Origin of the sequence: Suipraeoptans intestinalis, assembly GCF_034091795.1 — a bacterium.
GTDB classification, from domain to species: Bacteria; Bacillota; Clostridia; order Lachnospirales; family Lachnospiraceae; genus Suipraeoptans; species Suipraeoptans intestinalis.
Genome location: NZ_JAXFXH010000016.1, coordinates 1 through 25229, shown reverse-complemented (window position 1 = coordinate 25229; position 25229 = coordinate 1). Strand labels below are relative to the sequence as shown.

At 46.8% G+C, this 25229-nt stretch carries 26 protein-coding genes; 3 read left to right on the top strand and 23 right to left on the bottom strand.

The annotated features are described in order from the left end of the window. Positions 1-74: 74 nt before the first annotated feature. The 15 genes from SOW26_RS05400 to SOW26_RS05330 form a co-directional block, all read right to left on the bottom strand. Positions 75-548, bottom strand: a complete 474-nt coding sequence (locus SOW26_RS05400; protein WP_235899374.1) for an RpiB/LacA/LacB family sugar-phosphate isomerase — start codon at positions 546-548, stop codon at positions 75-77. Between the two features lie 186 nt (positions 549-734). Beyond that, complete coding sequence (locus SOW26_RS05395; RefSeq protein ID WP_276958498.1) at positions 735-1598, bottom strand: CPBP family intramembrane glutamic endopeptidase; 864 nt, start codon at positions 1596-1598, stop codon at positions 735-737. A gap of 354 nt (positions 1599-1952) precedes the next feature. After that, on the bottom strand, positions 1953-2822 hold the full coding sequence (locus tag SOW26_RS05390; protein WP_320652022.1) for an aldose 1-epimerase family protein: 870 nt from the start codon (positions 2820-2822) through the stop codon (positions 1953-1955). A gap of 68 nt (positions 2823-2890) precedes the next feature. Next, positions 2891-3577 (bottom strand): D-lyxose/D-mannose family sugar isomerase, encoded by a 687-nt coding sequence (locus SOW26_RS05385; protein ID WP_320652021.1) that lies wholly within the window; start codon positions 3575-3577, stop codon positions 2891-2893. A 27-nt stretch (positions 3578-3604) separates the two neighbouring features. Then, positions 3605-4453, bottom strand: coding sequence for a MurR/RpiR family transcriptional regulator (locus SOW26_RS05380; RefSeq protein ID WP_276959999.1), 849 nt, complete (start codon positions 4451-4453; stop codon positions 3605-3607). 47 nt (positions 4454-4500) lie between these two features. Beyond that, positions 4501-5367: a ketose-bisphosphate aldolase gene (locus tag SOW26_RS05375; RefSeq protein WP_154477614.1), complete on the bottom strand. Its 867-nt coding sequence runs from the start codon at positions 5365-5367 to the stop codon at positions 4501-4503. A gap of 128 nt (positions 5368-5495) precedes the next feature. Beyond that, a complete protein-coding gene (locus SOW26_RS05370) occupies positions 5496-6395 on the bottom strand; it encodes a class II fructose-bisphosphate aldolase (protein ID WP_235899366.1) in 900 nt (299 codons plus the stop codon). After that, entirely contained in the window at positions 6346-7572 is a 1227-nt protein-coding gene (locus SOW26_RS05365) for an ADP-dependent glucokinase/phosphofructokinase (protein WP_276960000.1), read from the bottom strand. The genes SOW26_RS05370 and SOW26_RS05365 overlap by 50 nt, the downstream gene beginning before the upstream one ends. A gap of 11 nt (positions 7573-7583) precedes the next feature. Beyond that, positions 7584-8420: a carbohydrate ABC transporter permease gene (locus SOW26_RS05360; protein ID WP_154477610.1), complete on the bottom strand. Its 837-nt coding sequence runs from the start codon at positions 8418-8420 to the stop codon at positions 7584-7586. Between the two features lie 2 nt (positions 8421-8422). Beyond that, a complete protein-coding gene (locus SOW26_RS05355; RefSeq protein ID WP_276960001.1) occupies positions 8423-9304 on the bottom strand; it encodes a carbohydrate ABC transporter permease in 882 nt (293 codons plus the stop codon). A gap of 125 nt (positions 9305-9429) precedes the next feature. Continuing rightward, the gene (locus SOW26_RS05350) at positions 9430-10707 is read right to left on the bottom strand and encodes an ABC transporter substrate-binding protein (RefSeq protein WP_276960002.1); all 1278 of its coding nucleotides are present in this window, start codon (positions 10705-10707) and stop codon (positions 9430-9432) included. Positions 10708-11220: 513 nt separating this feature from the next. Further along, positions 11221-11871, bottom strand: coding sequence for an SGNH/GDSL hydrolase family protein (locus SOW26_RS05345; protein WP_276960003.1), 651 nt, complete (start codon positions 11869-11871; stop codon positions 11221-11223). A gap of 159 nt (positions 11872-12030) precedes the next feature. Then, entirely contained in the window at positions 12031-12687 is a 657-nt protein-coding gene (locus SOW26_RS05340; protein ID WP_320652020.1) for an HAD family hydrolase, read from the bottom strand. A gap of 9 nt (positions 12688-12696) precedes the next feature. Beyond that, positions 12697-13392, bottom strand: coding sequence for an L-ribulose-5-phosphate 4-epimerase (locus SOW26_RS05335; RefSeq protein WP_154477600.1), 696 nt, complete (start codon positions 13390-13392; stop codon positions 12697-12699). A 238-nt stretch (positions 13393-13630) separates the two neighbouring features. Next, positions 13631-13789: a hypothetical protein gene (locus SOW26_RS05330; protein ID WP_276958748.1), complete on the bottom strand. Its 159-nt coding sequence runs from the start codon at positions 13787-13789 to the stop codon at positions 13631-13633. Between the two features lie 195 nt (positions 13790-13984). Here SOW26_RS05330 and SOW26_RS05325 point away from each other — a divergent pair, with 195 nt between their 5' ends. The 3 genes from SOW26_RS05325 to SOW26_RS05315 all read left to right on the top strand — a co-directional run bounded on the left by SOW26_RS05325 (position 13985) and on the right by SOW26_RS05315 (position 16977). Then, on the top strand, positions 13985-15124 hold the full coding sequence (locus SOW26_RS05325; RefSeq protein ID WP_154478855.1) for a glucose-1-phosphate adenylyltransferase: 1140 nt from the start codon (positions 13985-13987) through the stop codon (positions 15122-15124). A gap of 1 nt (position 15125) precedes the next feature. Beyond that, entirely contained in the window at positions 15126-16241 is a 1116-nt protein-coding gene (gene glgD, locus SOW26_RS05320; RefSeq protein ID WP_276958747.1) for a glucose-1-phosphate adenylyltransferase subunit GlgD, read from the top strand. Positions 16242-16311: 70 nt separating this feature from the next. After that, the gene (locus SOW26_RS05315; protein ID WP_276958746.1) at positions 16312-16977 is read left to right on the top strand and encodes a Crp/Fnr family transcriptional regulator; all 666 of its coding nucleotides are present in this window, start codon (positions 16312-16314) and stop codon (positions 16975-16977) included. A gap of 86 nt (positions 16978-17063) precedes the next feature. Here SOW26_RS05315 and SOW26_RS05310 read toward each other — a convergent pair whose 3' ends face one another. From SOW26_RS05310 to SOW26_RS05275, 8 genes are all read right to left on the bottom strand, one after another. Continuing rightward, positions 17064-18182 (bottom strand): uroporphyrinogen decarboxylase family protein, encoded by a 1119-nt coding sequence (locus SOW26_RS05310; RefSeq protein ID WP_320652019.1) that lies wholly within the window; start codon positions 18180-18182, stop codon positions 17064-17066. Next, complete coding sequence (locus SOW26_RS05305; RefSeq protein ID WP_154477590.1) at positions 18179-19783, bottom strand: ASKHA domain-containing protein; 1605 nt, start codon at positions 19781-19783, stop codon at positions 18179-18181. The genes SOW26_RS05310 and SOW26_RS05305 overlap by 4 nt, the downstream gene beginning before the upstream one ends. After that, the gene (locus tag SOW26_RS05300; RefSeq protein ID WP_276958744.1) at positions 19770-20843 is read right to left on the bottom strand and encodes a uroporphyrinogen decarboxylase family protein; all 1074 of its coding nucleotides are present in this window, start codon (positions 20841-20843) and stop codon (positions 19770-19772) included. The genes SOW26_RS05305 and SOW26_RS05300 overlap by 14 nt, the downstream gene beginning before the upstream one ends. 15 nt (positions 20844-20858) lie before the next feature. After that, positions 20859-21509, bottom strand: coding sequence for a corrinoid protein (locus SOW26_RS05295; protein ID WP_154477587.1), 651 nt, complete (start codon positions 21507-21509; stop codon positions 20859-20861). 65 nt (positions 21510-21574) lie between these two features. After that, positions 21575-22450 (bottom strand): uroporphyrinogen decarboxylase family protein, encoded by an 876-nt coding sequence (locus SOW26_RS05290; protein ID WP_320652018.1) that lies wholly within the window; start codon positions 22448-22450, stop codon positions 21575-21577. A 209-nt stretch (positions 22451-22659) separates the two neighbouring features. Then, entirely contained in the window at positions 22660-23811 is a 1152-nt protein-coding gene (locus SOW26_RS05285) for a double-cubane-cluster-containing anaerobic reductase (RefSeq protein ID WP_320652017.1), read from the bottom strand. Positions 23812-24414: 603 nt separating this feature from the next. Next, complete coding sequence (locus tag SOW26_RS05280; protein WP_276958742.1) at positions 24415-24732, bottom strand: hypothetical protein; 318 nt, start codon at positions 24730-24732, stop codon at positions 24415-24417. A gap of 13 nt (positions 24733-24745) precedes the next feature. Continuing rightward, positions 24746-25229 (bottom strand): hypothetical protein (locus SOW26_RS05275; protein ID WP_276958741.1); only part of this gene is annotated, 484 nt, incomplete at its 5' end.

The window sequence follows — 25229 nt, the reverse complement described above, 5'->3', positions numbered from 1 at the left end:
TCCCCAAAGAAAAAAGGCACCGGTCTCTGGAAATTCCTTCCTTTGACTGTGCCTGTTCCTCTTCCGGCTACTGGCTATCCGGATACTCCAAACGCTTTTTCTTCAAACTCCACCAGCTTATCATACTCTTTTTCTACCATCCTTGCCATCTCCGGCGTCAATCCAACCATATGCTCCGCTTCCAGCCAGGCCTTGGCCATTTCGATCCCCATCTCATGCCCTACGATGAAACCGCCCATACACAGCACGTTGGTATTATTGACTGTTTTTGCTCTTCTTGCCTGATAGACACTTTCGCACAGGGCAGCATACACTCCTTTGTGTTTGTTGCAGATAATGCTGACGCCCATCCCTGTCCCGCAAAGTGCGATCCCTCTGTCATAGGCGCCTGTTTGCACCCCCTCTGCCACCGCTGTCGCTACATCCTGAAACAGGATCGGCTCCTTTGGATCCACGTCAAAAATCTCATACCCCTCTTTCTCCAGTACTTCCTTGATTGCATCCTTCAGTGCAAATCCGCAAGGATCTGCTCCCATAATGATCTTCATACGACTCCCTCCCTGTTATGTTTTATCCCGGTACAGACATCTTTGGAACTTTTTCTTAGATCTATTTTACCACAGTTTCATCCAGACTATTTTATTTATCTCCTTCCTATATCGAAACAATGATACCTTATGAAACAATACCTGATATCTGGAATACTATTAGCCTCCATACCGGAATACTAATTTTCACACAAGCAAAATTCCTGCCAGCAGCAGCCCCACACTGCAGCCGATGGCAATCAACCATCTTTTCTTCCCTTTGTAGCGAGGTTCGATCAGTCCTGTTCCCCACACCAGCAGCACCGGCATCAGACATCCAAGAATACAGTAGGATCCCAGAATGCGAAGAGAAGAAACCGTCTGTGCCGCTCCGGCCCCAACTTCTCCTCCTTTTCCCGCAAAAAATCCGATGGTCACACTGATCAGATTATTCAGAAAATGCAACAGCATAGAAAGGGTCAGATTGTTCTTTTTCACCACCAGCCAGGTCAACAAACCTCCCAAAAGAGCCGTGGATAAAAATCTTGCAACACTCAAATGAAATACTCCAAAGAAAACCCCCATGATCAAAATGATCGTCCCGTCCTTTTTCATGGACCGCAGATGGGACAAGATAGCCCCTCTTTGAATAGCCTCCTCACAAACAGCCGGCAGAATGGCCGCTATAAGGACAATGGACAAAAGACTTTGCTTGGAATACAAAAAGGAGCTCAGCCCCTCCACTTCATCCATAGCTCCCGGAAACAGCACCAGCGCTGCTCCAATGGCGATCATGGAGCACATTAATCCTGCCGGAGCCAGGATGAATATCCCGATACATTCCCGAGGCTTTGGTACTTTTATAGGGAACACTTCCTTCAGCGGCGTCCTGTGCAGACATGCCACAGCAATTGCAAGCGCAAGAAACATCAGCTCTGTCAGAACCAGTCCCGTCATCCCCCATCTTGCCTGCATATAACCGCCTGCCGTAAACAGCAGTCCTACAACGATCCCCTCCAGTAAAAACGCCTTCCACGGTCTCCAAGTTGTCTGCTTTGTAAACGAATCCATGTCACTTCCTCCTGTCAGTAGCTTGTATCAATATATGTCTTTATTTCAACGGGCAGAATCTACTCGCCTGTAGCAATGACAATGTCAACTTCACAGAAGCCTCTGTCGTTGATATAGTAATAAACATCTAACATACAATATGGCATGTGATCACAAAAAATACAACGAGTTTTTGAGAGTTAACCACATTTTTTACAGCGAAAAAAGTTTCTTTTCTTCGATTATCCTTCCATGCTATAACTAAAAAACAGACCCGGAGTACCCTAAAGGCAATCCAGGTCTTGCTTCGTTTCGAGAGATCGTGTCTGTGGCAAAAGGCCCCAGTCAAAAAGCGCCGCATGGCATAGAAGTGTTTTATACCAGTTCCATTCTCCAGCTTTTCTGGAGCGTCTCTCTTTCTTTCAGGCACACCATGTCCTCTTTCCCGGCAATGTCTTCTACCACACCGTCTCTCCCCGGAAGCGTCAGCCAGGGTTCCAGGCAGAGGAATGGCGCCTCCGCTTTGGTCGTGTGCCAGATTCCCAGATACGGAAAGTCCTCGTAAAAGAAGCGGATTCCTTTTGTTCCCTTTTCTGTTCCCAAAAATACCTCTCCCGGTGTGTCCGAAAGTACAATGGCATCCTCGTCAAACAGGTCGTGCCTGAGAGGAAGCCGCCTCCCATCCTTCAGTAAAAATTCTTCCGCCTGACCTGTAACCAGGCAAGTTTCCGAAAACTGAACCCGTTTTGGTCTGCACGGCCGGCAAAATTCCAGATGATATTCCGAAAACTCCAATCCCTCTTCCATGGGGATGCAAAATCCCGGATGTCCTCCCAGTCCAAAATACATGGAAGCCTCTGACCGGTTTTCTACCTGGTAGGATACCTTTACACAGCTGCCCTCCAGCCGGTATCGGATCCTTAGTCGGAAGTGAAAGGGATATTCCTTCAGGCTGTCTTCATCTTCCTGCAGTTCAAACAGTGCTTGCGTCTCGCTTTTTTCTAGGAGGGTAAATATTTTTTCCCTGGCAAATCCGTGCAGCCCTATCACATATTCCTGCCCCTGCAACCGATATTTTCTTTCATACAGCCTGCCGACTATGGGAAACAGCACCGGCGAGTGTTCCTCCCAGTAGGCTTTTTCTCCCGTCCACAAATATTCTGTCCCGTCTTTTTGTACAGAAACAAGTTCCGCCCCTTTTTCATGGATGCGCACGGTTACATGTTCGTTCCTTAGTTCCTGCATCTTCTGTCGTTCCTTTCTCTCTCATTTCTATCGGGCAGCATCAGATTCCTCCATCACCCGACTCATTTTTATGCATCCGCCTTCGGATACTCATTGCAGAGCAATCGGTAAGGCAGCTCGTCCTCCTCGATCTGAGGGAATCTGCCGATCTCTTCATAAAAGAAGTTGTCCCGTTCATCATCGTTGCACATGGAAACTTCTCCTAAAAGTACCGGTCCTCCCTCCTTAGGAACCTTAAAATCGTGAAACAAGAAGGGCGTGATCGTAATGCTTTCTCCCGGTGTCAGGCAGATACTTGTTCCTGCCGGAACCACCTCACACTTTCCGTCTCTGTGAACTGTCACATCCGTATCCAGTTTTTCCTTGTTCGGTGTTCCGTTATAAACCGTAATATATACATCATTCCCTCCGCGGTTGATAATATCTTCCATCTTGGCTGCGTGAAAGTGAAGGGGTGAGGACTGTCCCTCGTACAGCATCAAAAGCTTTTCCGCGTAGGTTTTGGGATAAGTCTTCGCATTCTTTGTATTTCCATTCCTGATAGTCAAAAGGCCAAACCCTACTTCATGGAACCTTCCCAGCCCATAGTCTGTAATATCCCAGCCAAGCTGGTTATCTCGAATCTCATCAAATTCTTTTCCTCTGTCCTTCCAGTCCTCTGCCTCCCAGTTTGCAAAAGGCGGTAAGCAAAACCCTCTTTCCCGGATAAGGTTCTCCATGTCGCGGATGACCTGATTAATTTCTGAACGTTTCATAGCATTGCCTCCTGATACTGTTTTATTTTATACTTTCGATTCGGAAAGGATCATCTCCGGACGGTCTGCCTGACGGCTCTCAATCAATTCATGATTCATCACAAAGCTGAGCAATCCGTCAAGAACCGCCACTTCATTCAGATGCGCATACCGCTTATAGTAGTTGAAATTTTCTTCTTTTCCCGCCGAATACAACACATAGTCTGCCAGCTCGGCAATGGGGGAGCCTTCATACGCCGTAACGGCGATCACCTTCAGCCCCTTTTCTTTTCCCAGTTCAACTCCTTTTAATACCTGCTTTGATGTTCCTGACTGGGAGATAGCTAAAAGAATATCTCCCTCCTCAGCCAGATTGACATGGTTCATAAAGTATTCCGCTGCCGTATGAAATGTACTGCGAATCCCCAGCCGCCCCAGGCGAAATCCTGTATATTCTGCCAGATGGCAGGTGTTTCCCACCGCCAGAATATGGACTCTTTTACAGCTTCTAAGCAGATAGACGCAGGCTGCCATCGTCTGGATGTCCAGCCCTTTCCCGATATTTCGGATATTTTCCGCGTATTCATGAAACAGCTGATCGATTTCATCATGCTTATCCATTCTGGGGGAATCTTCATATTGCTTTCTTCCCAGGTCTCTTGCCAGGGCAATACGAAACTGATAATAGCCGGCGTAACCTAAATGATGGCACAGCCGCACTACCGTGGCATCGCTGACCCCACTTTCTTTTGCAAGATTGGATACATTAAAGTCTACTGCTTTCTGCGGATCCCTTAGAATCACATCTGCCACTTTTCTTTCGGCTGAAAAGATCAAATGATAATTCTCTCCTATCACATCAAGAACTTCTCTTTCAAGTATATTGCTTTCCTTCACTGAAAAAACACCTTTCCATCATCACTTGTTATCTCACTGCCAACTCTTTAGCAGTATTTGTCTCCCTGGCCGAGTGTCCGAAACAATGCCAGTTTATTTTTCGCACACGCTTTCATTGCTTCCATACACAAAGGTTCGATCACATTTGGTTCCCTTAGGCTCTCATCCTTCAGCACTTCTCGCATTTTCTGGAAATACGCCACCTTAATATCTGAAGAAATGTTGATCTTCTGGATCCCGATTTCCACTGCTTTTCCAATTTCTTCATCCGGATTGTTGGATCCTCCGTGCAGCACCAGAGGAATACTTACCCGTTCTTCGATCGCTTTCAGGATATCCAGCTTTAATTCCGGCTTCATTCCGGCCGGGTACAGGCCATGGCAGGTTCCGATGGCAACCGCCAGTGTGTCTACCCCCGTTTCCGCCACAAATGTTTCCGCATCTTTCGGATCCGTGTAAATGATCTGCGCAGTTCCTCCCTCAAAATCTGCAGGATCTGTAGAACCGATGGTCCCCAGTTCTGCTTCCACAGAAACCCCCGCTGCATGAGCGATTTCTATCACTTTCTTCGTTCCCGAAATATTCTCTTCGAAAGGAAGTTCTGCCCCATCAAACATCACGGATGTAAATCCGGCGCAAATAGCACGCACGATCACAGAAAAATCGCTGCAATGATCCAGATGGATACATACAGGCACCTTAGAGTGAATCGCTTTTTCACGAATGGCAAGCACCATTTCATTTCCGATAAATTTCAATTCATCCGGATGAATCTCAAGGATCACCGGAGAATTTGTCTCCTCGCAAACTTCCATGATTCCCAAAAACATGGCATAATCCGAAATATTGAATGCCGGAATCGCGAATCCGTTTTTCTTTGCCACCGTCAAAATTTCCTTCATGTTCATCAACATCTTTTTGTCCTCCATCTTTTTCCTTTTTATTTTATGTTCTGTTTTAAAAAATGATGCAGGAACTCTCATGTTATACTACGATTCCATGATAATCGCCGCTTTTCAAAAACACAACACTTTTCCCTCATTTATTCAAATTTGCACAGAGTTCTCAGCCGTTCCTCCACATAAGGGGTCAGTCTCTTTATTACAAACTCCGGCATCTCGATCACTTTAACAGGATCTTTCTTTTCTTTACTTTCTTTTATAAAGTCTTCCACTGCCTCATAGTATCGGGCCAGGTAGTCTGTCCCCAGATTAAACTTACAGATTCCCTTTTCAAAGGCTTCCTGAAGCTGTTCATCCGGTATTCCACTTCCGCCATGTAGCACCAACGGCGTATCGGTCGCCTCCGCAATAGCTTCTAGCCGCTCCATATCCAACTGCGGTGTTTCTTTATATGCCCCATGTGCATTTCCAATAGAAATCGCCAGGGCATCTACCTTTGTTTCTTCACAAAACTTTCTGGCTGCCTCCGGCTTTGTATAAAGATCTTTCTGCGTTTCCTGCCCCTCGCAGGCCAGTCCCACATGTCCGATCTCTCCTTCTACAGACACTCCTTTTTCATGCAGCTGTTCTACCACCTCTCCGGTGCGCCGTATATTTTCCTCCAGGTCATACTCTGACGCATCCATCATTACAGAGTCAAACCCTGCTTCTGCCGTGCGCAAAACTCCCTCCTTGGAAAAATCATGATCACAATGGAACCCTACCGGAACACTCACCTCTTCTGCCAGTTCCTTCGCCATTTTTGCGTACCCGGCAAATCCCGCAGTATGAAAGGTTTTCACATGATCCGGATACAGCATAATGATGGCAGGCTTTCCGGCAGCTTCCGCCCCATACGCCACCGCTCTTGCCATGGTATAATCCATACAGATAAAGGCAATCACCGCCGTATGCTGTTTCTTCGCCATATGCATCAGGTTCTTCGTCGTCTCATACATCTTTGTCACCTCTTTTGTTTTGCCATTTCTGCCAGAGTCCATAAAGCAGCCCTCCCGCAAAAGCGTCTCCCAACCCTACCACGGTCGGCGTTTCCACGCAGGAAAGCTCCTTGCAGGCCACTCCTTCTATGTCCTCTTCTATCAACCCTTTTATTTCTTCCAGAAATTTTTGGCTCTCCACCTTTTCCTGCATTTGCCGCGTTTTTTCAAATTCCGCTTTTGTAATGCCATCTCCTTTACGAAATCGTGTTCCCGCCAGAGCAACGCCGCATTCCAGCGCCTCTTGCAGATTTTTTGCCTGTGTCCCAACAGCCAGCGCCCAGGCAGATGAGTGTACTACCATTGTCTTTACCTGCACCTCTTTATATGCCGTCTCCACTGCCTCTGCCACTTGCTGCCTGTTTAAAACATCGACCTTTTCTCCCACAAACTCCGCCAACTCATCCTCGTTCATACTCAGTACATCGATCCGATGTGCCAGTGCCTGATGCACTCTTTGGCGAAATTTCTTTTTTACATAGCACCCATCTTCCATGATCACTACCGCATCTTCCGGAAGCTTTTTTAACAGCTGATTTGTTCTTTCCAAAGCTTCTTCCAAAAAATCTTCCTCCAAAATCTGGCTAAAGCTTCCCAGCAAAAATATTTTTACATGTTTTAATTCTTTTCCGAACCCGTCCGGACGAATATCCATTTTCAGGCTGGTGGCGTCTCTGGAAATCAGTATCCGGTTTTCCCGCGGTGTAATAAAACAAATTTCCCCCTCTTGGATCCGTACTCCGGCCTCACATTGCAGGACTACATGCGGATAGATTTTCTGTTCTTCTTTCATGTCCGAACAGATCTGCACCTGCCCGGGCATGAGATCCCTGACATAATGGTTGTTGCAGCTTGTCTGCAATATGCTGGGAACCTCCAGCCGGCCAAGCGCAATGGCTGCACGTGTCGCGGTACCTCCCAGCGTTACTTGATAGACGAACGATTCTCCCAGTTTTTCGCATAATTCTTCTGTTTCCGGAACGATTTCCCCACCGACTCCGTGCTCCAGATAATAGAGGATCCCTCCCCACAGTTGCTTCTCATCGGAAGCCTCCGTCCTTCTTTGCACATCTTTTTTCCGGATATCCAACCTTCTGATTTTTTCCTTTATTTTCTCTGTATCCCACACCAGTTCATAATCCACGCAGGTGTGAAAGCCCAGTCCTATTTCTCTTTTCATCCTGCTCTCTCCTATCCTTTTACGCCTCCGGACGACATGCCCGCAATAAAATATTTTTGGAAAAACAGGAACAATACCAGTACCGGCACAGAACCCAGTACGCTCATAGCCATCATCTGGCTCCAGTCATACCCGTGCTGCCCCATCAAAAGGTTAATTCCGATAGGCACCGTCCTCATGCTGGTAGATTGGGTCAGTGCCAACGCGAACAGATATTCGTTCCACGCCTGCATAAACGTATACATTGCAACCGACACCATTCCAGGAAGAGAAATCGGCACCAGGATCGACCAGAGCGCCTTCCATCTGGATCCTCCGTCTACCAGCACCGCTTCATCCAGTTCTCTTGACAGCGTGTTGAAATATCCGGTCATCATCAGAATACAGTATGGCAGCGTCATCACCAGATACGTCAGAATCAGAGCCAGATATGTGTCAAACAATTTCATTGCAACGATCATTCCCATGTAAGGAATCAAAAGAACGATCGGAGGAATTGCCTGCACCCCAACCACGATGGAATTAAACAATTCTTTCCCCGGAAACTCAAACCGGCTGAATCCATAGGCTGCCAGAATCCCGATAAACAATGTCACCGCCACCACACAGCCCGCCACAATGTAACTATTTATGAAGAACCGGATTTTTTCCGGATCGGTCAATACCTCAAGGTATGCATGTACGCCTGCCGTTTTATCTATAAATTTAGGTGGCCAGGAAAAAATCGCTTCGTTCGCCTTAAAGGAAGAACAGACCATCCATAAAATAGGAAACGCCGCAAAGATTCCTCCTATTACCAGTAGAATACTGGAAACCACTTTCATCCATGGCTTATAACTTCCTATCATAGTCAACTCCTCACTTTCTTTTGCTGCCGAACATAAAAAACGGCTATCACGACAGAAACAACAAGAAGAACGGTGGCAGTTGCCCCGGCCATGCTGTAGTCTACCTTTTGGAACGCCTGCTTGTAGATGTAGATACTAAGCATTTCCGTAGAATTCACCGGTCCTCCTCCGGTCAGCATCCAGATTACATTAAATGACTGCAAGGTCCATATGAAGTCCAGCATTGCAATGCTAATGAGGATTGGACGCAGCTGAGGGATCGTGATGTAGAAAAAGCGTTTTGTCATGGTTGCTCCGTCAATCGCCGCGCTCTCATACAAATCTCCCGAAATCCCCTGCAGCCCCGCCAGAATACTGATCATGTAAAACGGATAGCCGCACCAGATATTGATAAAACAAACGGTAGCCAGCGCTGTTTTTTCATTGCTTAGCCATTCCGTATTTCTTGAAATCTGTGGAAGAAACGACAAGAGATAATTGACGATCCCCGATGGCTGCAGCATCAGTTTCCACAGGATCGCCACGACAGAAGCGGTGAATACCCACGGCAGGATATAAATTACTCTTGCGATGGATTTGGTCCGCATCCGAAAATAGTGCGAGTTTAGAAGCAATGCAAATACCATTCCCAGAATCAGATGTGCGACTACACTGACCGCCACAAAAATGATCGTGTGCGACACTGCACTCCAAAACTGCCGGTCTGCAAATAGTGTCAGATAGTTTTTTATCCCCACAAAAGCAGGAGTACTGGATACGACTGCCCGGTCTAAAAAGGAATATTTTATCACCATGCCGATAGGCAGAACCAAAAAGACCGTCATCAGAACCAGCGTAGGAGCAAGGTATCGATATGGTGCAGATCTTTGTGCAGCTGATTTCAATGTAACTTCCTCCTTCCTTTCTTAATTTCCCAGTTATCGGACTCTGTCCGGGACAGGCGCTGCTGTCACCCTCCCGGACAGATCCCCTTACAGATATGCGACAGAAAAATTTTTTCAGGTGGTTATTACTTTCCTGCTTCTTCTAAGTATTTCTGCCAGTTTGTCAGCATCGTATCCGTTTCCATATCGCCGTCTAAATATTTTACCAGGTCATTCGTCATGGATGTCATCACAGAAGACGCATTGGGAAGGCCGATAAATTCATTGATCACATGCCCCTTTTTGTATTCCTCATAAAATTCACGGAACTGCTCCGGTGCATCGCTGTAATCCGGCTCTGCAATCTTGCTGTTGGGGAAGGCAGACATGGTGGACGCCAATCCTGCGGAAATCGTTCCGTCCTTTCCGTCTTTTCCTCCCAGAAGATAGTTGATAAACTTAGCTGCAGCTTCCTTATTTTCGCTTGCTTCGCTGATTCCTACCGCCCAGCTTGCATAACAAATTCCTTTTTCTCCTTCGTAACCATCTTTTACCGGAACGGTTACTGCTTTAAAGTTCAGCTTTTCAAAATTGGACATCGTTGCTGCTGATGCCAGAGTAAACGCACAGTTTCCTGCCGCAAAATTGCTCGTCATCTCAGATTCTTCCAGCGTCGCCATTCCCGGATACAGCACGCCTGCCTCATTCAGAGCTTTGAAAAATTCTGCCAACTCCTTGAGTTCCTGATTTCCTTCTACCGCATACTTTCCGTCTTCATTTTTTAGTGCGATTCCTGAACCCCATCCGGTTCCCATGAATACATTCTGGATGCCGTTTGCATTCGTAGTTCCCAGATTCAGTGCAAATGCGGAATATCCTGCCTCCTTTACCTTTTTACAAGCTTCTGTAAACTCACTCCAGGTCTGGGGAATCTCCGTCACTCCTGCTTTTTCCAGAATGTCCATGTTGGCATAAAGGGGGTATGCAAAATTATTGACTGGAACTACGTAGGACTTCCCCTCCAGTTTCCACACATCGTTTGCCAGATCTGTTTTTACTCCCGCTTCCTCTACATCCGCCAGAATTCCCATATCTGCAAACTCTGCAAGCCACGCCCCGTCTACGCTTACCACATCTGCGATCGTCTTGTTTGTCGCTCCGGCCGTAATCGCCGTTTTCGTGTCTGCCCAAGGCGCACTGATCAGTTCCACTTTAATTCCGGTATCTTTTTCAAAATCTTTTGCCACTTTATCCAGATACCCTTCCGGGAGTTCCACTCCCCACCACTGTTGAAATTTAATGGTCGTATTTTTGCCTTCAGAATCCTTTTTTTCTCCGTTTCCTTTGCTTCCACAGGCAATCAGGGAAATCCCCATCGCGCAGATCACAAGTGTGGATAAAAACTTTTTCATTCCATTTCTCATGTTTTGTCCTCCTTTTTGTATGTCTGTTTCCTTTACCAGTGTTTTCTGCCTGACGGGCCCATAAATCAAGGCAGGTTTCGTGAATTTTTATTTCACGAATTCTTTTTTATAGCCCCATTATAAAATTTTATTTCATAAAGTCAAGTTTATTTCTTATATGCATGGGTGAATTATATATTTTGTATAGTTTTATTTTTATATTTTTGTGCATTTTGCTTTTTGTTTTTCTTTTCATGAAATTTATTTTTTTCTTTCTTTTTCCTTTCTCTTGCCTCACCTTGATTTTGAAAGGGGATATGATACACACAACTGCAGGTCTGTCCACTTCTACCGCCAACACCGGTATTTCATTCATGCGAAACGGCTGTCCGCAACCTGTGCGAACAGCCGTTTTCTTGTATATAAATCAAATTTCTATATGCAATTTCTTAAGTATTATTCGGACATCACTCATCTAAACGTATATCATTTCAATACATTTATCCTATACGCCAGATCCTGACAGCTGTTTCTTCAACTGCTTCTGTGGTTCCCGTATCTTTCTTTCAACTCCTCTGCCAGCCTGTTTCCCAAAATGCTATGCCCTTCCTCGTCCAGATGCATATAATCCACACTATTCATCTGTACACAGGATGCTGCATCAAAAAAATCACAGCCACACTCTTTGGCACATTCCTGATACAGTTTTGCCAGTTTTTCTGACTTCTCACTGCAGATCCCCATCTCTCCTGCTACGAAGGAAGATTCGCACTCTTTTCGGATAGGCGCCGGTGCCACCACCAGAATCTTCGGCGCTTCTTCCCATACTTCCAGTTCCTGCGCCAGACATACCAGTCGCTTCATTCCATCCGCGATATTTTGTCCGGTTGCCGAAAACCTTTCCTTGCAGTCATTTGTCCCCAACATAAGAATCAGCACATCCAATCTCCCATGAGAACGCAGACAAGGAGAAAGGTATGTCAGACCCCTTAATCCATCTACCAGCGGATCTTCAAATACTGTCGTTCTGCCGCACAGGCCTTCCTCTATCACCGTATAATCCGATCCCAGCTTTTCCTGCATCACGCCGGTCCATCTTATCTCTTCCGGAAATCTGTCTTTTGTCCGTGCATCATATCCCCATGTATTAGAATCTCCAAAACACAATATCCTTTTCTTTTGCATATAGATTTTCCTGCCCTTCTGTCAAATATCTGATCCGGTCAATGCTTCTTGCCGGCATGACATCGCTCTTTCCCCATGCTATCAGCCTACCGCTTTCAGATATCAAAACTGTCCTTTTCATGTTATTCTATCTGCTCTCTCTTGTCTAATCAGAAATATCTATATTTTTAGCCATTCTGTAATTTCTTCCATTCTTTCAATGATCCTGTCCGCCTTTGACAGATCCTGCTCTCCGGAGGTTGCATTCCTATATCCAAAACAATAGATTCCTGCTGCCGTTGCCGCCCCGACTCCCGAAACAGTATCCTCCACCGCAATGGTATTTTCTGCACACACGCCCGCCTTCTCCAACACTTTTAGGTAAATTTCCGGATCTGGTTTTCTGTTTTTCACCTCATCCCCTGTGATGGTAATATCAAAAAACTCTTCTATTGCCAGATATTTCAGCACTTCATTTACCAGATCCCTGCTGGAAGAAGAGGCCAGAGCGATTGGTATTCCCTCTCGTTTTAGTCCTTTTATCACATCCAGCAACCCCTCTGTTGCCGAAAGCCTGTTATGGATAATTTTCTGGATCACCCAGTCATACTGCTTTTTTTCCAGCATATCTCCATCAAATCCTTTGATTCCATTTTGCCGGATGACCTCTCCCCAAAACGCACTGGCAGATGTTCCCACCGGATTGGGCAGACTTTCATCCGCTTTCACCCCCAGTTCTCTGAACATACTCCGCCTGGCTCCTTCGTGTAATGGCTCGCTGTCTAAAATCACTCCATCCATGTCAAAAACGACTAATTTTAATGCTTCTCTTTTCATTTCCTGCTCCTACTTCTGTCCATAGGTAGCATTCGCCCCATGTTTTCTGTAATAATGCTTATCCTGTAAGGTTTGCGGAGCTCTTTCATTTCTGGGATTCAACATTTCGCACCTCGCCGCCATTTTCGCCACTTCTTCCAGCACGACTGCGTTGTGCGTGGCCTCCATTGCATTTTTTCCCCAGGTGAATGGCCCATGATTTTTGCACAACACCGCTGGGGTCGCAATATAATCCTTCTCTCTGACTGCAAACTCGTTGGCGATCAGAACGCCTGTATTTCCCTCATAATCCTCTTCAATCTCGTCTTTCGTAAGATTTCGCACACAGGGAACATCCCCGTACAGGTAATCCGCATGAGTTGTTCCATAACAGGGAATATCTCTTCCCGCCTGTGCCCAACTGGTTGCCCACGAAGAATGGGTGTGTACGATCCCTCCGATCTCCGGGAATCGATTGTATAAAACCACGTGTGTCGCCGTGTCCGAAGAAGGATTGTATTTACCTTCCACCTTTTTTCCCTTCAGATCGACCACCACCATATCCTCCGGCGTCAGCCTCTCATACTCCACTCCGCTGGGCTTGATCACCAGCAGGCCACTTTCCCTGTCCACCTCGCTGGCGTTTCCCCAGGTAAACGTCACCAATCCGTGTCTGGGCAGCAGCATATTTGCCTCATATACCCTTTGCTTTAATTCTTCCAACATAATTTCTCGCTCCTTCCCACCGCAGATGTCTCATAATTCCTTCCCACAGCCTTAATATTTGTAATATATATAATTTCCATCCACTTCTCAATAGTGGGATTTCACAAGATTCTCCTTCTCTTTTTGTGAACTATTTTCTTATCGGCTTTTCTCTTCTATTTGCCGTAAAAATCTCTTTTTCACAGGATCTCTGCGAATCTTACAAAAAGAGGAGAAAATCTGCGTAGATTCCTCCCCTCTATTCCTTCAAAAGTGTTCTTTTTTCCCTATGTGTCATTCCTGCAAATTTGCATGCAACAGAATCCAGAAATGGCATGGCCGGTATCCGGTCAAATTCTCTGCCTGACGCAAAAGCCTCCATTCTCTCATTAGAAGTCATCTTGTCTTTTTTGTACATGGGATCTCCTCCTTAAAATTAAATTTCATACTAATCTGATATGTTCGGTAATATCATCGTATTCCATCTGAAAATAGTGGATATTTTTCAAAAAAAAGGGTATAATATGTTGTAATATCATATACGATTATCTACAAAAAGGATTCGTTGCATCAACCTTTCACAACACGAAGAAAGCGAGGATTTGTTATGACGATGAAACACAACAATATGCTGGCGATGATTCTTGCGGGTGGCCGTGGTTCTCGTCTGCATGATTTGACCAACAAAGTTGCCAAACCCGCCGTTTCCTACGGCGGAAAATACCGGATCGTAGATTTCCCGCTCAGTAACTGTGCCAACAGCGGCATTGATGTTGTCGGCGTTTTAACCCAGTATGAATCCATCCTCTTAAACAGCTATGTGGCTGCCGGCAGGCGCTGGGGATTGGACGCCCGTGACAGCGGCGTGTACGTCCTCCCTCCTCGTGAAAAAGCAGATGCAGGGCTGGATGTCTATCGCGGTACGGCAGACGCCATTTCCCAGAACATCGATTTCATTGATACCTATTCCCCTGAATACGTACTGATCCTTTCAGGGGATCACATTTACAAAATGAACTACGCCAAGATGCTGGCAGAGCACAAAGCCAATGATGCGGACGCCACCATCGCCGTTCTCCAGGTTCCTCTAAAAGAGGCCAGCCGTTTCGGGATCATGAATACAGACGACTCCGGCCGTATTTTAGAATTTGAAGAAAAACCGGAAACACCCAAGAGCAACCTGGCATCCATGGGGATCTATATCTTTAACTGGAAGTCCCTGCGCAGGCTTTTGATCGCCGACATGAAGGACAGCGCCTCCAGTCATGACTTCGGAAAAGACATTATCCCGCAGCTGCTTTCCGATGGCAAGCATCTCCACGCATACAAATTCAAGGGATACTGGAAAGATGTGGGGACTATCGATTCTCTGTGGGAAGCCAACATGGACCTTTTAAACAAAAACAACGAACTGGATCTCAACGATCCCACCTGGAAGATCTATACGGAAGACCGCTCTACCCTGCCGCATTACATCGGACCTGACGCCAATATCAAAGGCGCGTTTATCACACAGGGATGTTCCATTGACGGAGATGTAGAGCATTCTGTCCTGTTTACCGGTGCAAAGGTCCATGCCGGCGCAAAAGTGATCGACAGTGTCCTGATGCCTGACGTTGTGGTAGAAGAGGGCGCCGTCGTATGTCGTGCTCTGGTGGCAGACGGAGTCACCATCGGCAGGTCTGCCCAGGTAGGAAGCCCTGACAGCGAAAACATCCAGCTGATCGCAAAAAAAGTAAAGGGGGTAGAATAATATGTCAAAAGCATTTGGAATCGTTAATTTTTCCAACACCCAGATCCAGGTAAAAGGGCTGCAAAGCTATCGCCCCATCGGCGCCTTTTCTTTCCTGGGACGTTATCGTATTATTGACTTTCCCATCTCCAATATGAGCAACAGCGGTATCGATCACATTCAGGTATATGTGCAGCGCAAGCCTCGTTCCCTGGCTGAACATCTGGGTACCGGCCGCCATTACAACATCAACTCCAAACGAGGAAAGCTTCATCTGCTGTTTTCTGAGTCCGGCATGGACAATGATATTTACAACAATGATATCTCCGCTTATCTGGAGAACATGGACTGCATTGAAAGTGTGCACTATCCTTATGTAGTCATCGCCCCCAACAATATGATCTATGCCATGGATTATGATTCTTTGCTGCAGGCTCATATCGCTTCCGGTGCAGACATCACCCTGCTCTATCACTCGGTTGATAATGCAAAAGAAAGTTTTTTGAACTGCAACTTCCTGAATCTGAACCGCCAAAAAGGAGTTCTCTCCATCGAGCAGAACCGGGGCAGCGCCAAAAACCGAAACATCTTCATGGATACCTATGTCATGAAAAAAGAGCTTTTCATAGATCTGGTCTATCGTGCAAAAAAGATCTCCTCCATGTATTCCCTGCTGGATATTGTAAATAAGGCCTGTGAGGAAATGGATATTCGCGGCATTTCTCACCGGGGATACTTTGCCGCCATTTCTGACTTCAAGAGCTACTATGACGCCAACCTTTCCCTGATCGACTCAAAGGTGGCCGACAGCCTGTTTGACGAGGACTGGCCCATCTATACCAAGACCAACGACTCCTGTCCCACCCAGTATTTCGACACGGCCAGTGTCAGAAACTCCGTTGTTTCCAACGGCTGTCTGATCGAAGGTTCCATCGAACACTCTGTGATCGGGCGTGGCTGCGTCATTAAAAAGGGCGCCATCGTAAAAGACTGCATCCTCCTGCCTGACTCTGTAGTGGGAGAAGGTGTCCACATTGAAGCGCAGGTGGTAGACAAACACGCCCGCGTTCTCCACGCAAAGGAGATCATTGCCTCTCCTCAATCCCCCGGATATGTAAGGCGGGAAGATATTTTGTAGACCCTTCATGTAAAAGGCTGTGGCCAGGCGATCCTCTGCCCACAGCCTTCCCTTTTGAAAGGAGGCTTTCTTGGACATTCATTTTTTACAAAACACGCTGCTTTTTCAGGACATGACTCTCGAGGAAATCCACTCCTGCCTGTCTTCTTTGAACGCGCAGGAAAAAGAATTCCAGAAAGGAGAATTGATCTTTCATGCCGGTGACAGCACGGAAAAGCTGGGGCTTGTTCTTTCCGGAAGCGTTACCATAGAGATCAATGACGTCTGGGGCAGCCGGACCATCCTAAGCCAGGTCAGGGAAGGGCAGTTTTTTGCAGAAACCTACGCCCTCCTCCCCTCTGAGGTTCTGCTGGTGGATGTATCTGCAGACAGACCTGCCCGCATCCTGTTCCTGACTGTCCGTACCTTAAAAGAGCTGCAGACCATCAACACTTCCTGGGCCTTTAAATTTTTGTCCAGCCTGCTGTCTCTATCTTTCCAGAAAAATCTGCTTTTGTCCCAGCGCAGTTTTCACACGGCACCCAAAACCATCCGCGGGCGTGTGCTGGCATACCTGCACACCACGTCTCTTAAGACACATAAAAATTGTTTTACCATCCCCTTTGACCGTCAGCAGCTGGCCGACTATCTAAATGTAGACCGCACCGCTCTTTCAAAGGAACTGAGCAAAATGAAGCAGGAGCGTCTCATTGACTTCCGGAAGAACTACTTTGAACTGCTGACAGATCCCGACTAAACCCGGACAGCTTCCGTAGGAGCCAGCTTTTCTTTCTTCCGAAAGCGGATTTACCCGTTTTCTTTTTCTCTCCATACGTTTTTGTTCTACGCATCCTCCAGCCCCTTCGGAAGTCTGCCCATTCTTGCGCCTCTCCCATATTTTCTTGCTGCATAGATAAAGGCTTCCACATTCGCCTTCGGCGTTCCGATGGGTAGCTGGCATCCGGTATTCAGGATGTACCCGGCCGGATTATCCCCACATTTTTTCATACATTCGATGCAGGAGGCGATCACATCATCTATGCTGCCCTCCCGCATCACATCTACCGGCGGCACATTTCCGGCGATCCGCATCCGATCTCCTACCATCTGCTTTGCCGTTTCCAGATCTTCACAATTGTCTATACTGAAAGAAAACAACCCCGCATCCGCCAGGTCTGACCAGATCGGACTCGTTTTGCCGCAAATATGTGCTCCCGGGCGACTCCCCATGATCGCATTGGTTCCATCAATCAGCTTTTTCATATAGGGAAGGGAAAAGATATCAAACTGCTTTTTGCTGATGACGTCCATACAGGTGACCGGATCGGAGAAATTGGTTCCTACCGCCCCAAATTCGTTGTGAAAGGCTTCAAACCATTTCAGAGAACAGTCCACTACCAGATCCAGCAATTTGTGCAGCATTTCCGGATGCTTTATGGTATCTTTTAATACCAGATCCACCGGTCTTACCGCAATGGCAGTAGAAAGCGGCCCTGCCACACTGGTTGTCATGCTGATATCCGGAAATCGGTCTTTTAATCGCTTTGCACTTTCCAGGATCCTGGAAAGTACCGGGTTGGTATAGGGATCCGTCAGCTCCAGTCGGTCAAACTCCTTATAATCCTGCAGGACGTGATGTTCCACATAATCGATCCCATGTTCCGGCGCTTTCAGTACAGACCCCAGCGCCCCTCCTATGGTCTTTAACCCCAATCCCACGTTAAAGCTGTCCAGTCCAAATTCTTCCTTTTTTCGTCGGATCACTTCACTTTTCACTTCAAAATCTGTTCCAAATTGTGTCGTTGTAAATCCAAAAATATCCGCCATCGCCGGATCGGACGCCTGGAGAGTATAGGGCTGATAGTCCACTTCCTCTCCCCGGTTATACGCCTCCATCCGCTCCTTTGCCGTCATTTCCTCTTTCTGCCTTGCCATTTCTCTTTTCAGTTCTTCATATGTCATACTCTCACCTCTGGAAACTCCATGCACTCAGCAAACAGCCGTTCATAATTTACCGTTTCTGCCAGCTCGATATACTCGATCCTTTCTGCCAGCTCTTCCATTTCCTTCTTTGCTTTTTTTGAAAGCAGCGCCATATAAGCTCCCGTTTTGGAAGAATTCCCTACATACATCAGCTTGTTTTCCACCTCTTTGGGCAATATTCCGGTGCCTGTCAGTGACTCTCTGGGAAGATGTGCTCCAAACTGGCCGGCTATCATTACCTGATCCAACTGCTCTACTTCTATTTTCGCTGCCTGAAGCAGCGCCTTTACTCCCGACAGGATCGCTCCCTTCGCCAGCTGGATCTGCCTGATATCCCCCTGGGTCACTACGATATTCTGCGATTCATCCAGTACAAATTCTCTCTTTTTCCCGCAATTTCGTATCATGGGATACCGATAGTCCCCTTCCTCCAGACTCTCTTTTTTAATAAATACTCCGGAACGTTTTACCAGCCGATGCTCCAGAAGCTCTTTCATTACTGACAGAATTCCGCTCCCACAGATCCCTGCCGGTGTCTGGTCCTCAATCGTCTGAAGCAAAACTCCTGCTTCTGTAATGGTAACAGCTTCAATGGCTCCCTCTGCCGCCCGCATTCCGGCGCTGATATTCATCCCTTCCAAAGCCGGACCTGCCGCGCAGGAGCAGCACCATAGCTTTCCATCCTTCGCCAGCACCATTTCCCCATTGGTCCCGATATCTATAAAAAGCACTTTTCTGGTTTCTTTTTGCAGTCCGCAAACATATGCGCCCGCCACAATGTCCGCCCCTACATAAGCCGAAACGGAGGGCAGAAGATATAATACCGTATCTTTTCCCATCCTAAGCCCCACTTCTTTTGCAAAACGTTTCTGCGCACTACAAAAAACCGGATGATAGGGAGCTCTTCCAATACTTCTGGCATCTACTCCCATCAGCATATGAAGCATGGTGCAGTTCGCCGCCACCGTCATTTCCACGATCTCTTCCCGCTCCACGCCACTTTCCTCGCAGACTTCTCCGATCATCCCGTTGAGTGAATTTACAATGGTCTGCTGCAGCCTCTGAATCCCTTCTTCTCCGTGCTCATACTCGTAGGTGATCCTGGTAAGAACATCCAGTCCGTACCGTTTTTGCGCATTGATCATGGAAGCGGAGGCCAGCTCCTCTCCCGTGGCAAGGTGAACCAGGGACAACACTACTGTCGTCGTCCCAATATCCGTAACGACCCCGTACCCTTTTTGTCCCTGCTCCCGTTTGAACACAGGAAGGTATCCCTTGGTCAATACCTTGTGCTTTCTTTCCCTTTGCAGCAGCACAACTTCCAGATCCCCCGCCACTTCCGTCAGACAGGCAAGACGGATCCCCTGCTGCTTTTCCTCCTCCCCCAGCGCCCGGCCTTCGGTCGCGGATAATTCTCCGGCTCCTTCCCCTTTTATCTGCACCTTGCATTTCCCGCAGATCCCTTTTCCACCGCAGGGATTTTCCAGAAATACGCCTTCCCGCAGCAAAACTTCCAGCAGATTTTCCCCTTCTGCACAATGGATCCTTTTTCCTGTTGAAAGAATATTAATCTGTGCCATCATTTCCTCCAAGCAAATCTTCTGATTCTTCCGTTTCTTTCTTGCTTCCGTAGTAACGATTGACTTCCTCCAGAATTGCCTGTATGTTTTCAAGCGGCGCCTTCATACCGATCCCGCAGGCCGGCGACAAAAGACTGGATCCGTTTTCTATGCAGCTTCTGGTCAGGGTCCTTACTCTGGCCGGCGTTCCGAATTCCAATGCATAGGTACTTACATTTCCCATCAACACCCGGTCTTTCAAATGTTTTTTTGCCTGCTGCATGGGAACCATAGAATCGAAGCTTAGGGCATCGCTTTGGATCTGATCTACCTGTGAAAATACAGACCGCATCTGACCGCAGATATGCACGATCGTTCCCGTTTTTCCATCTCTGATCCCATCCAGCAGACGGTTCATGTACCGAACGACATATTCTTCAAAATAGCCCGGTCCCAGGATCTCCCCTGTCCCGCTGGGATCGGAAATGGCAAGAACGTCTGCTCCGGCAGCGATCTGCGCTTTCCCAAACCGGATCAACTGCGTTGTGATATAGTCCATATACGCATGCGCTTCCTTCGGCTTTTTACGGATCTCCCTGTAAAAGACCACCGGATCCAGCACGGAGCTTGCCGTGCTGACCGGACCTGTAAGATTCCCTATCACCGGAATCCCCCGCCTATCCTGCTTCAAAATACGGATGGCGTCCAGCACCACCTTGCTTCTTCCTGTTTCCAGAGATACCTGGGGCAGCGTCTGCCACTGCGTGACAGATGAGATGGCATACTCGATCACATGCGGCTCGTAGACATCCGATCCCAGATCTACCTTTGCTCCCATTTCTTCCGCTTCTATGGTCATGCAAAACGGAACGCCATAATTTTCAAAGCAGTTATTTTCACAGACCGCCCTTGCAAGATCCGCCATCTGTCCGGCGTTGGTATGGGCTTGTGGTAAATAGACCTGCGCCTTTTCCATCAGCTCCCTGGTAATCATATTCATCATACCTCCGGGGCAGATACAGGCGTTTCTGTCTACGCCTTTTTGTCTGAGGATTCTTTCTAATCGTTCTTTTCTCGTCATCTGCCGTCACCTGCCCTACGCCGTTTCCAGCAGGCGTTTTGCCAGTTTGACTGCCTCTACCGCATTTGCGGAATACCCGTCTGCTCCGATTTTCTCTGCATATTTCTGCGAAATGGGGCCGCCTCCTATCATAACCTTGACTCGGTTTCGCAGACCCTCTTCTTCCAGGATATGGATCACCTCCTCCATCCCGCCCATGGTGGTTGTCATCAAAGTGGACAGGCAGATAAAGTCGGCATTTTCTTTCTTTGCTGTTTCTACAAAGGCTTTGAGGGGAACATCTCTTCCCAGGTCTATCATACGAAACCCTGCCGTTTCCAGCATGATTTTCACCAGATTTTTTCCGATATCATGGGTGTCCCCTTCCACTACCCCGATCACGCCGGTCTTTTTCGTCTCTCCGTCCTCTTCCGGCAAATAAGGTCTGAGTACATCCAGTCCCACATACATGGCATCCGAACACAGCAAAATGTCCGTCACAAAATACTCTTCCTCCTCATACAGCTTGCTGGCGCGGTTCATCCCATCTACCAGCCCTCCCATGATCCCCTCCAGGGCCGGATATCCCTTTTCTACATACTGTCTGGCGGCTTCCTCCACTTCCTCTTCTTCCATTTCCAGCACTCCGTCCGACAGTCTTTTTAACAATTCCATTTTTTCTTCCATGTCTGCATCTCTCCTCTGTTTTATGAAGTCCTTGATCTGTCATCATTTCTGTCTGCCTGAGAATCTTATCCTTCTCTCAGGGAAAGTACCCGAACCTTCCCCCCCTGCAGCAGTTCTTCTGCCTCTTTGATGCACATCTGCCCGGTAAAATCCGCTTTTCCTCTTATCCGCAGGCAGGCCTCCCCATAGGACACCGGGCCTTCTGCCACCTGTATTTCCTCCCAGTCTGCCAGTCCCGCTCCCACGAGAGCCAGCGCTGTCTTAGGGCAAAGCACCACCGTCATGTCCTTCTTTCTGTCTTTTAATTCCTTCAACATCGGCGCCGTAAACTTTTTAGCCACCTCTTCCCCCAGTCTGGGGCCTAATATGCTGATCCCGCCGGACGAGTCCGCATAGCTCAGCAGATCTGCCCCTGCTTCCTGGGCTTTTTTTGCAAATGCCAGTATATTTCGCTTTAATTTCTCAAATACCTGATCTGCTGTCTCCGGCTGCTTCCGCATGGCCTTAAACACCTGACGGGGATCCACCAATCCATTTAAAATAGTAAACGGTCCTGATATTTCCAATAGCACAGCCTCTCCCTGCTCTTTTAATATCCTGCAGGCATCCAGCACCTCTTTGATCCGTCCCGCCGTAAAGTCTATATCAGAAAGCTGCAGTACCTCTTCCATGGAGCGGCAGCAATAGTCTCCTGCTCTGGGACCGGCCTTACTGTCTCCGTAATTGATCACGCCTCCCATCGCTTCTGCTTCTACCATATGGTCAAAGGGCAGTTCGCAAAACTTCCCTTTTCTTTTCTCTTTCCATGCCTTTGCCAGCGCCACCAGTGTTTCCTTGCTTTTATGTGCCTCCGGCAGAGAAAGTCCCAGTTTTTCCAGTTCTCCCTCCTCCAGCTTCTGCTCTTCCTTCGCCCTGCAGGCATAATCCAGCATTTCACCCATTCAGACACAGTCCTTTCTTCTTTGTGTGTTCAAACAGAGCTTTTGTCCATCCTTTTCGCCGCTTTTGATCCAGCCTTTTCTGCAGCGGCTCTCCCCGGCTGCACCTTGCTCTCCCCACTCGTTGATAAACTCTCTCAAAATTTCCGCCCTTATCAGAAACGGCGGAAAGAAACACTCTCCTGCTTCTCTCCGCCACCGGGCTCATCTTTTTACAACATCTCGATAAAGGCAGCCACTCTCGTATTCAGCTGTCCTACATCCGCCTGTGAGTAGTCGGTCTCAATACTGATAAAGGGAAGTCCTTTCTCTTCATTTACAAACCGGCGGATCTTTCCGGTTTCCACGCTGTAGGTATGACAGGCCTGCAGTACCATTTCTATCACTCCGTCTACCTTAAATTCGTCGATCAGCCGGCCCAGAAGCTCCGGCCGGTTCTTGTTCGGCGTCATCACGGAACAGCCGATGGCCAGATACCTCTCTGCAAGGGCATCATAAATGTTCTCTGCCTCTTCCTCCACCAGCCTGTCGATGGCCTTTGCTCCTGTACAGTTTTCAAAGGCTACTACCACTCCTCCGTTGTCTTCCACCGCACGGATCAGCTTTTCTGTGGCTCCGCCGATGGGACATCCTGTGATCAGGATCCTGGGCTTCTTATCTCTCCGCTTTCCTTCTGCATATTCTTTTTCGATCCTGGCCGTCACTTCGCGGATCTCCTTTGCCGCCGCCGCGCGATCCATCTTAAAGGTGGAACCATATAGCACGCTAAACAGCTCCTTGCTGTCCATGGGCGTAGGCTCGTGGCGCATCAGACCATAAAATTCTTTCAGCGCCTTTCTTACCTCATTTTCTTCCCGAACAGCCGCCCTTACCTTTTCCTCCGTAATCTCCACTCCGAATTTTTCCTCCAGGTACTCTTTGAATCGGAGGATCTCTTTCGTCCAGAGCTTCAGCCCCTCTTCCCTCTGAGAATTCGGCAGTTCCATCAGAAAAACCTCTTTAAACTCTGCCATGTACTCATACATCTTCTTTTTTCCGTCACAGGTGGTTTCCCCTACTACCACATCGGAAAAATAGAAGAAAGGACATTTGTCGCTTTTTCCAAATCCGTAACTGGCTTTGATCAAAGGACATAAATTCTTCGGCAGATCTTTTTCTGCCTCCGGAATAGTTTCCTCCGACATGGAGCAAAGTCCTACGGTAGCTGCTCCCATCGCCATGGCGATCTCTTTTGGGAAATAAGTACAGTATGCCCCTACCACCGGGATCCCTCTGTCCTTGTACTCCTTGACAGCCAGAAACGACTTCTGCCGCTGTTCCGCAAATTCTTCAAAAATTTCTGGTAGCTCTTTGATGATTTCCATTTCTTGTCTCCTTTTCTGCGATCATTCGCCGTCCTTTTTTTGCCGCAAAAGCGGTCTTCTCTATACATAAAGTTACTCTTTTCCCTCTGGTTTTTCCAATCGTTTTTTATGATATATGCCATTCCTTTATAGGGTTTTTCTATGTAGATTTCTCCCTTTTTCTTAAGAATGTTTAGAAATAATTCAGCATCTAATCACAGTCCTTTCACAATTCTTTCGTATACTGACCTTACCAACAAAGAAGACGATATCTGTACTGCTACAAACGGTATGGGTATTGGCCTTCGACTAAGAAATCCATATATTTTTATATGTTGACATAGATTGTTTTCCCTTTTTCCAGCCGGTGCAGATTGCAGCGGCTTTTTCTATATGACAGACACTGTTTCTGAGGGAAACACCACCGTTGCTTCATGGATAGATAAAAAAGAGAAGGATCAGGGAAACACATAGACAGGAACCGGGGGAGAAGAAATAGGATGACATTAAAGTTTTCAGAAGACTTGGAGATTTTTCCTATAAGATTTCATAAAATTTGGGGCATAAGAAGAGCCAGTAGATTTTTACTTCTACTGGCTCTTCTTGTTGTGTTACAAACTGTTTTTAATTTTCTTCAACAATTACACCTATCTGTATTCCTTTTTTTACAAGTATACTTTTCTCATTTTTAATTATTTTTATAGTATTAATATCTAATTTATTAATTTCTATAATTTCGCTAAACATTTCAGTGTAAACAATATTTTCACAATAACAAATCGATATCTTAATATACATTTCATAAGTAGATAATAACAAAACTATTTTAAAATCATCTTTCTGATATGTATATATCCAATCACCTGCATCTTCTTCTCCAATAACTGCAGGTTCACTTTCAAAAAACTCAAAAAGCTCTGATTCATCATATTTTATAAACATATTAACATCCTTTCTACTTCGATATAACAGTTACTACTTTTCCACTAGAATTAATAATAATTTTAACATCCGCTGTTTCATGAATAAATGTATTTGCTCTATTACCAGCTACAGCCTTCGTAGATGCAATTGCATCCTCTATTACACTTGGTGGTATATTTCGTGGGTCTACATATTTCACACAGAAATCATTATAGTTCTTAGTGCCTACTTTATACCCACGTTGTTCTGCTATTTTTTCCGCACGTCTACTTAATTCAGCTCTAACCTGTGGTATATCTGGAGCCATTCTCTCCATTGCATGTTGAGAATATTCTCTTCCATTAATTACACCTCCACCTCCTGTCATATCCCATCTACCACTCCTACTCACACTATTGCCTAGGGAATCCTTTGCTTTCCTCCGCACACTATCTTCTGTGCTGTCAGCAATAGAGTTCGTAACAGATTTCGTACTTCCATTGGCATTCCCGGCAGTAACTATATTAAACGCCAGA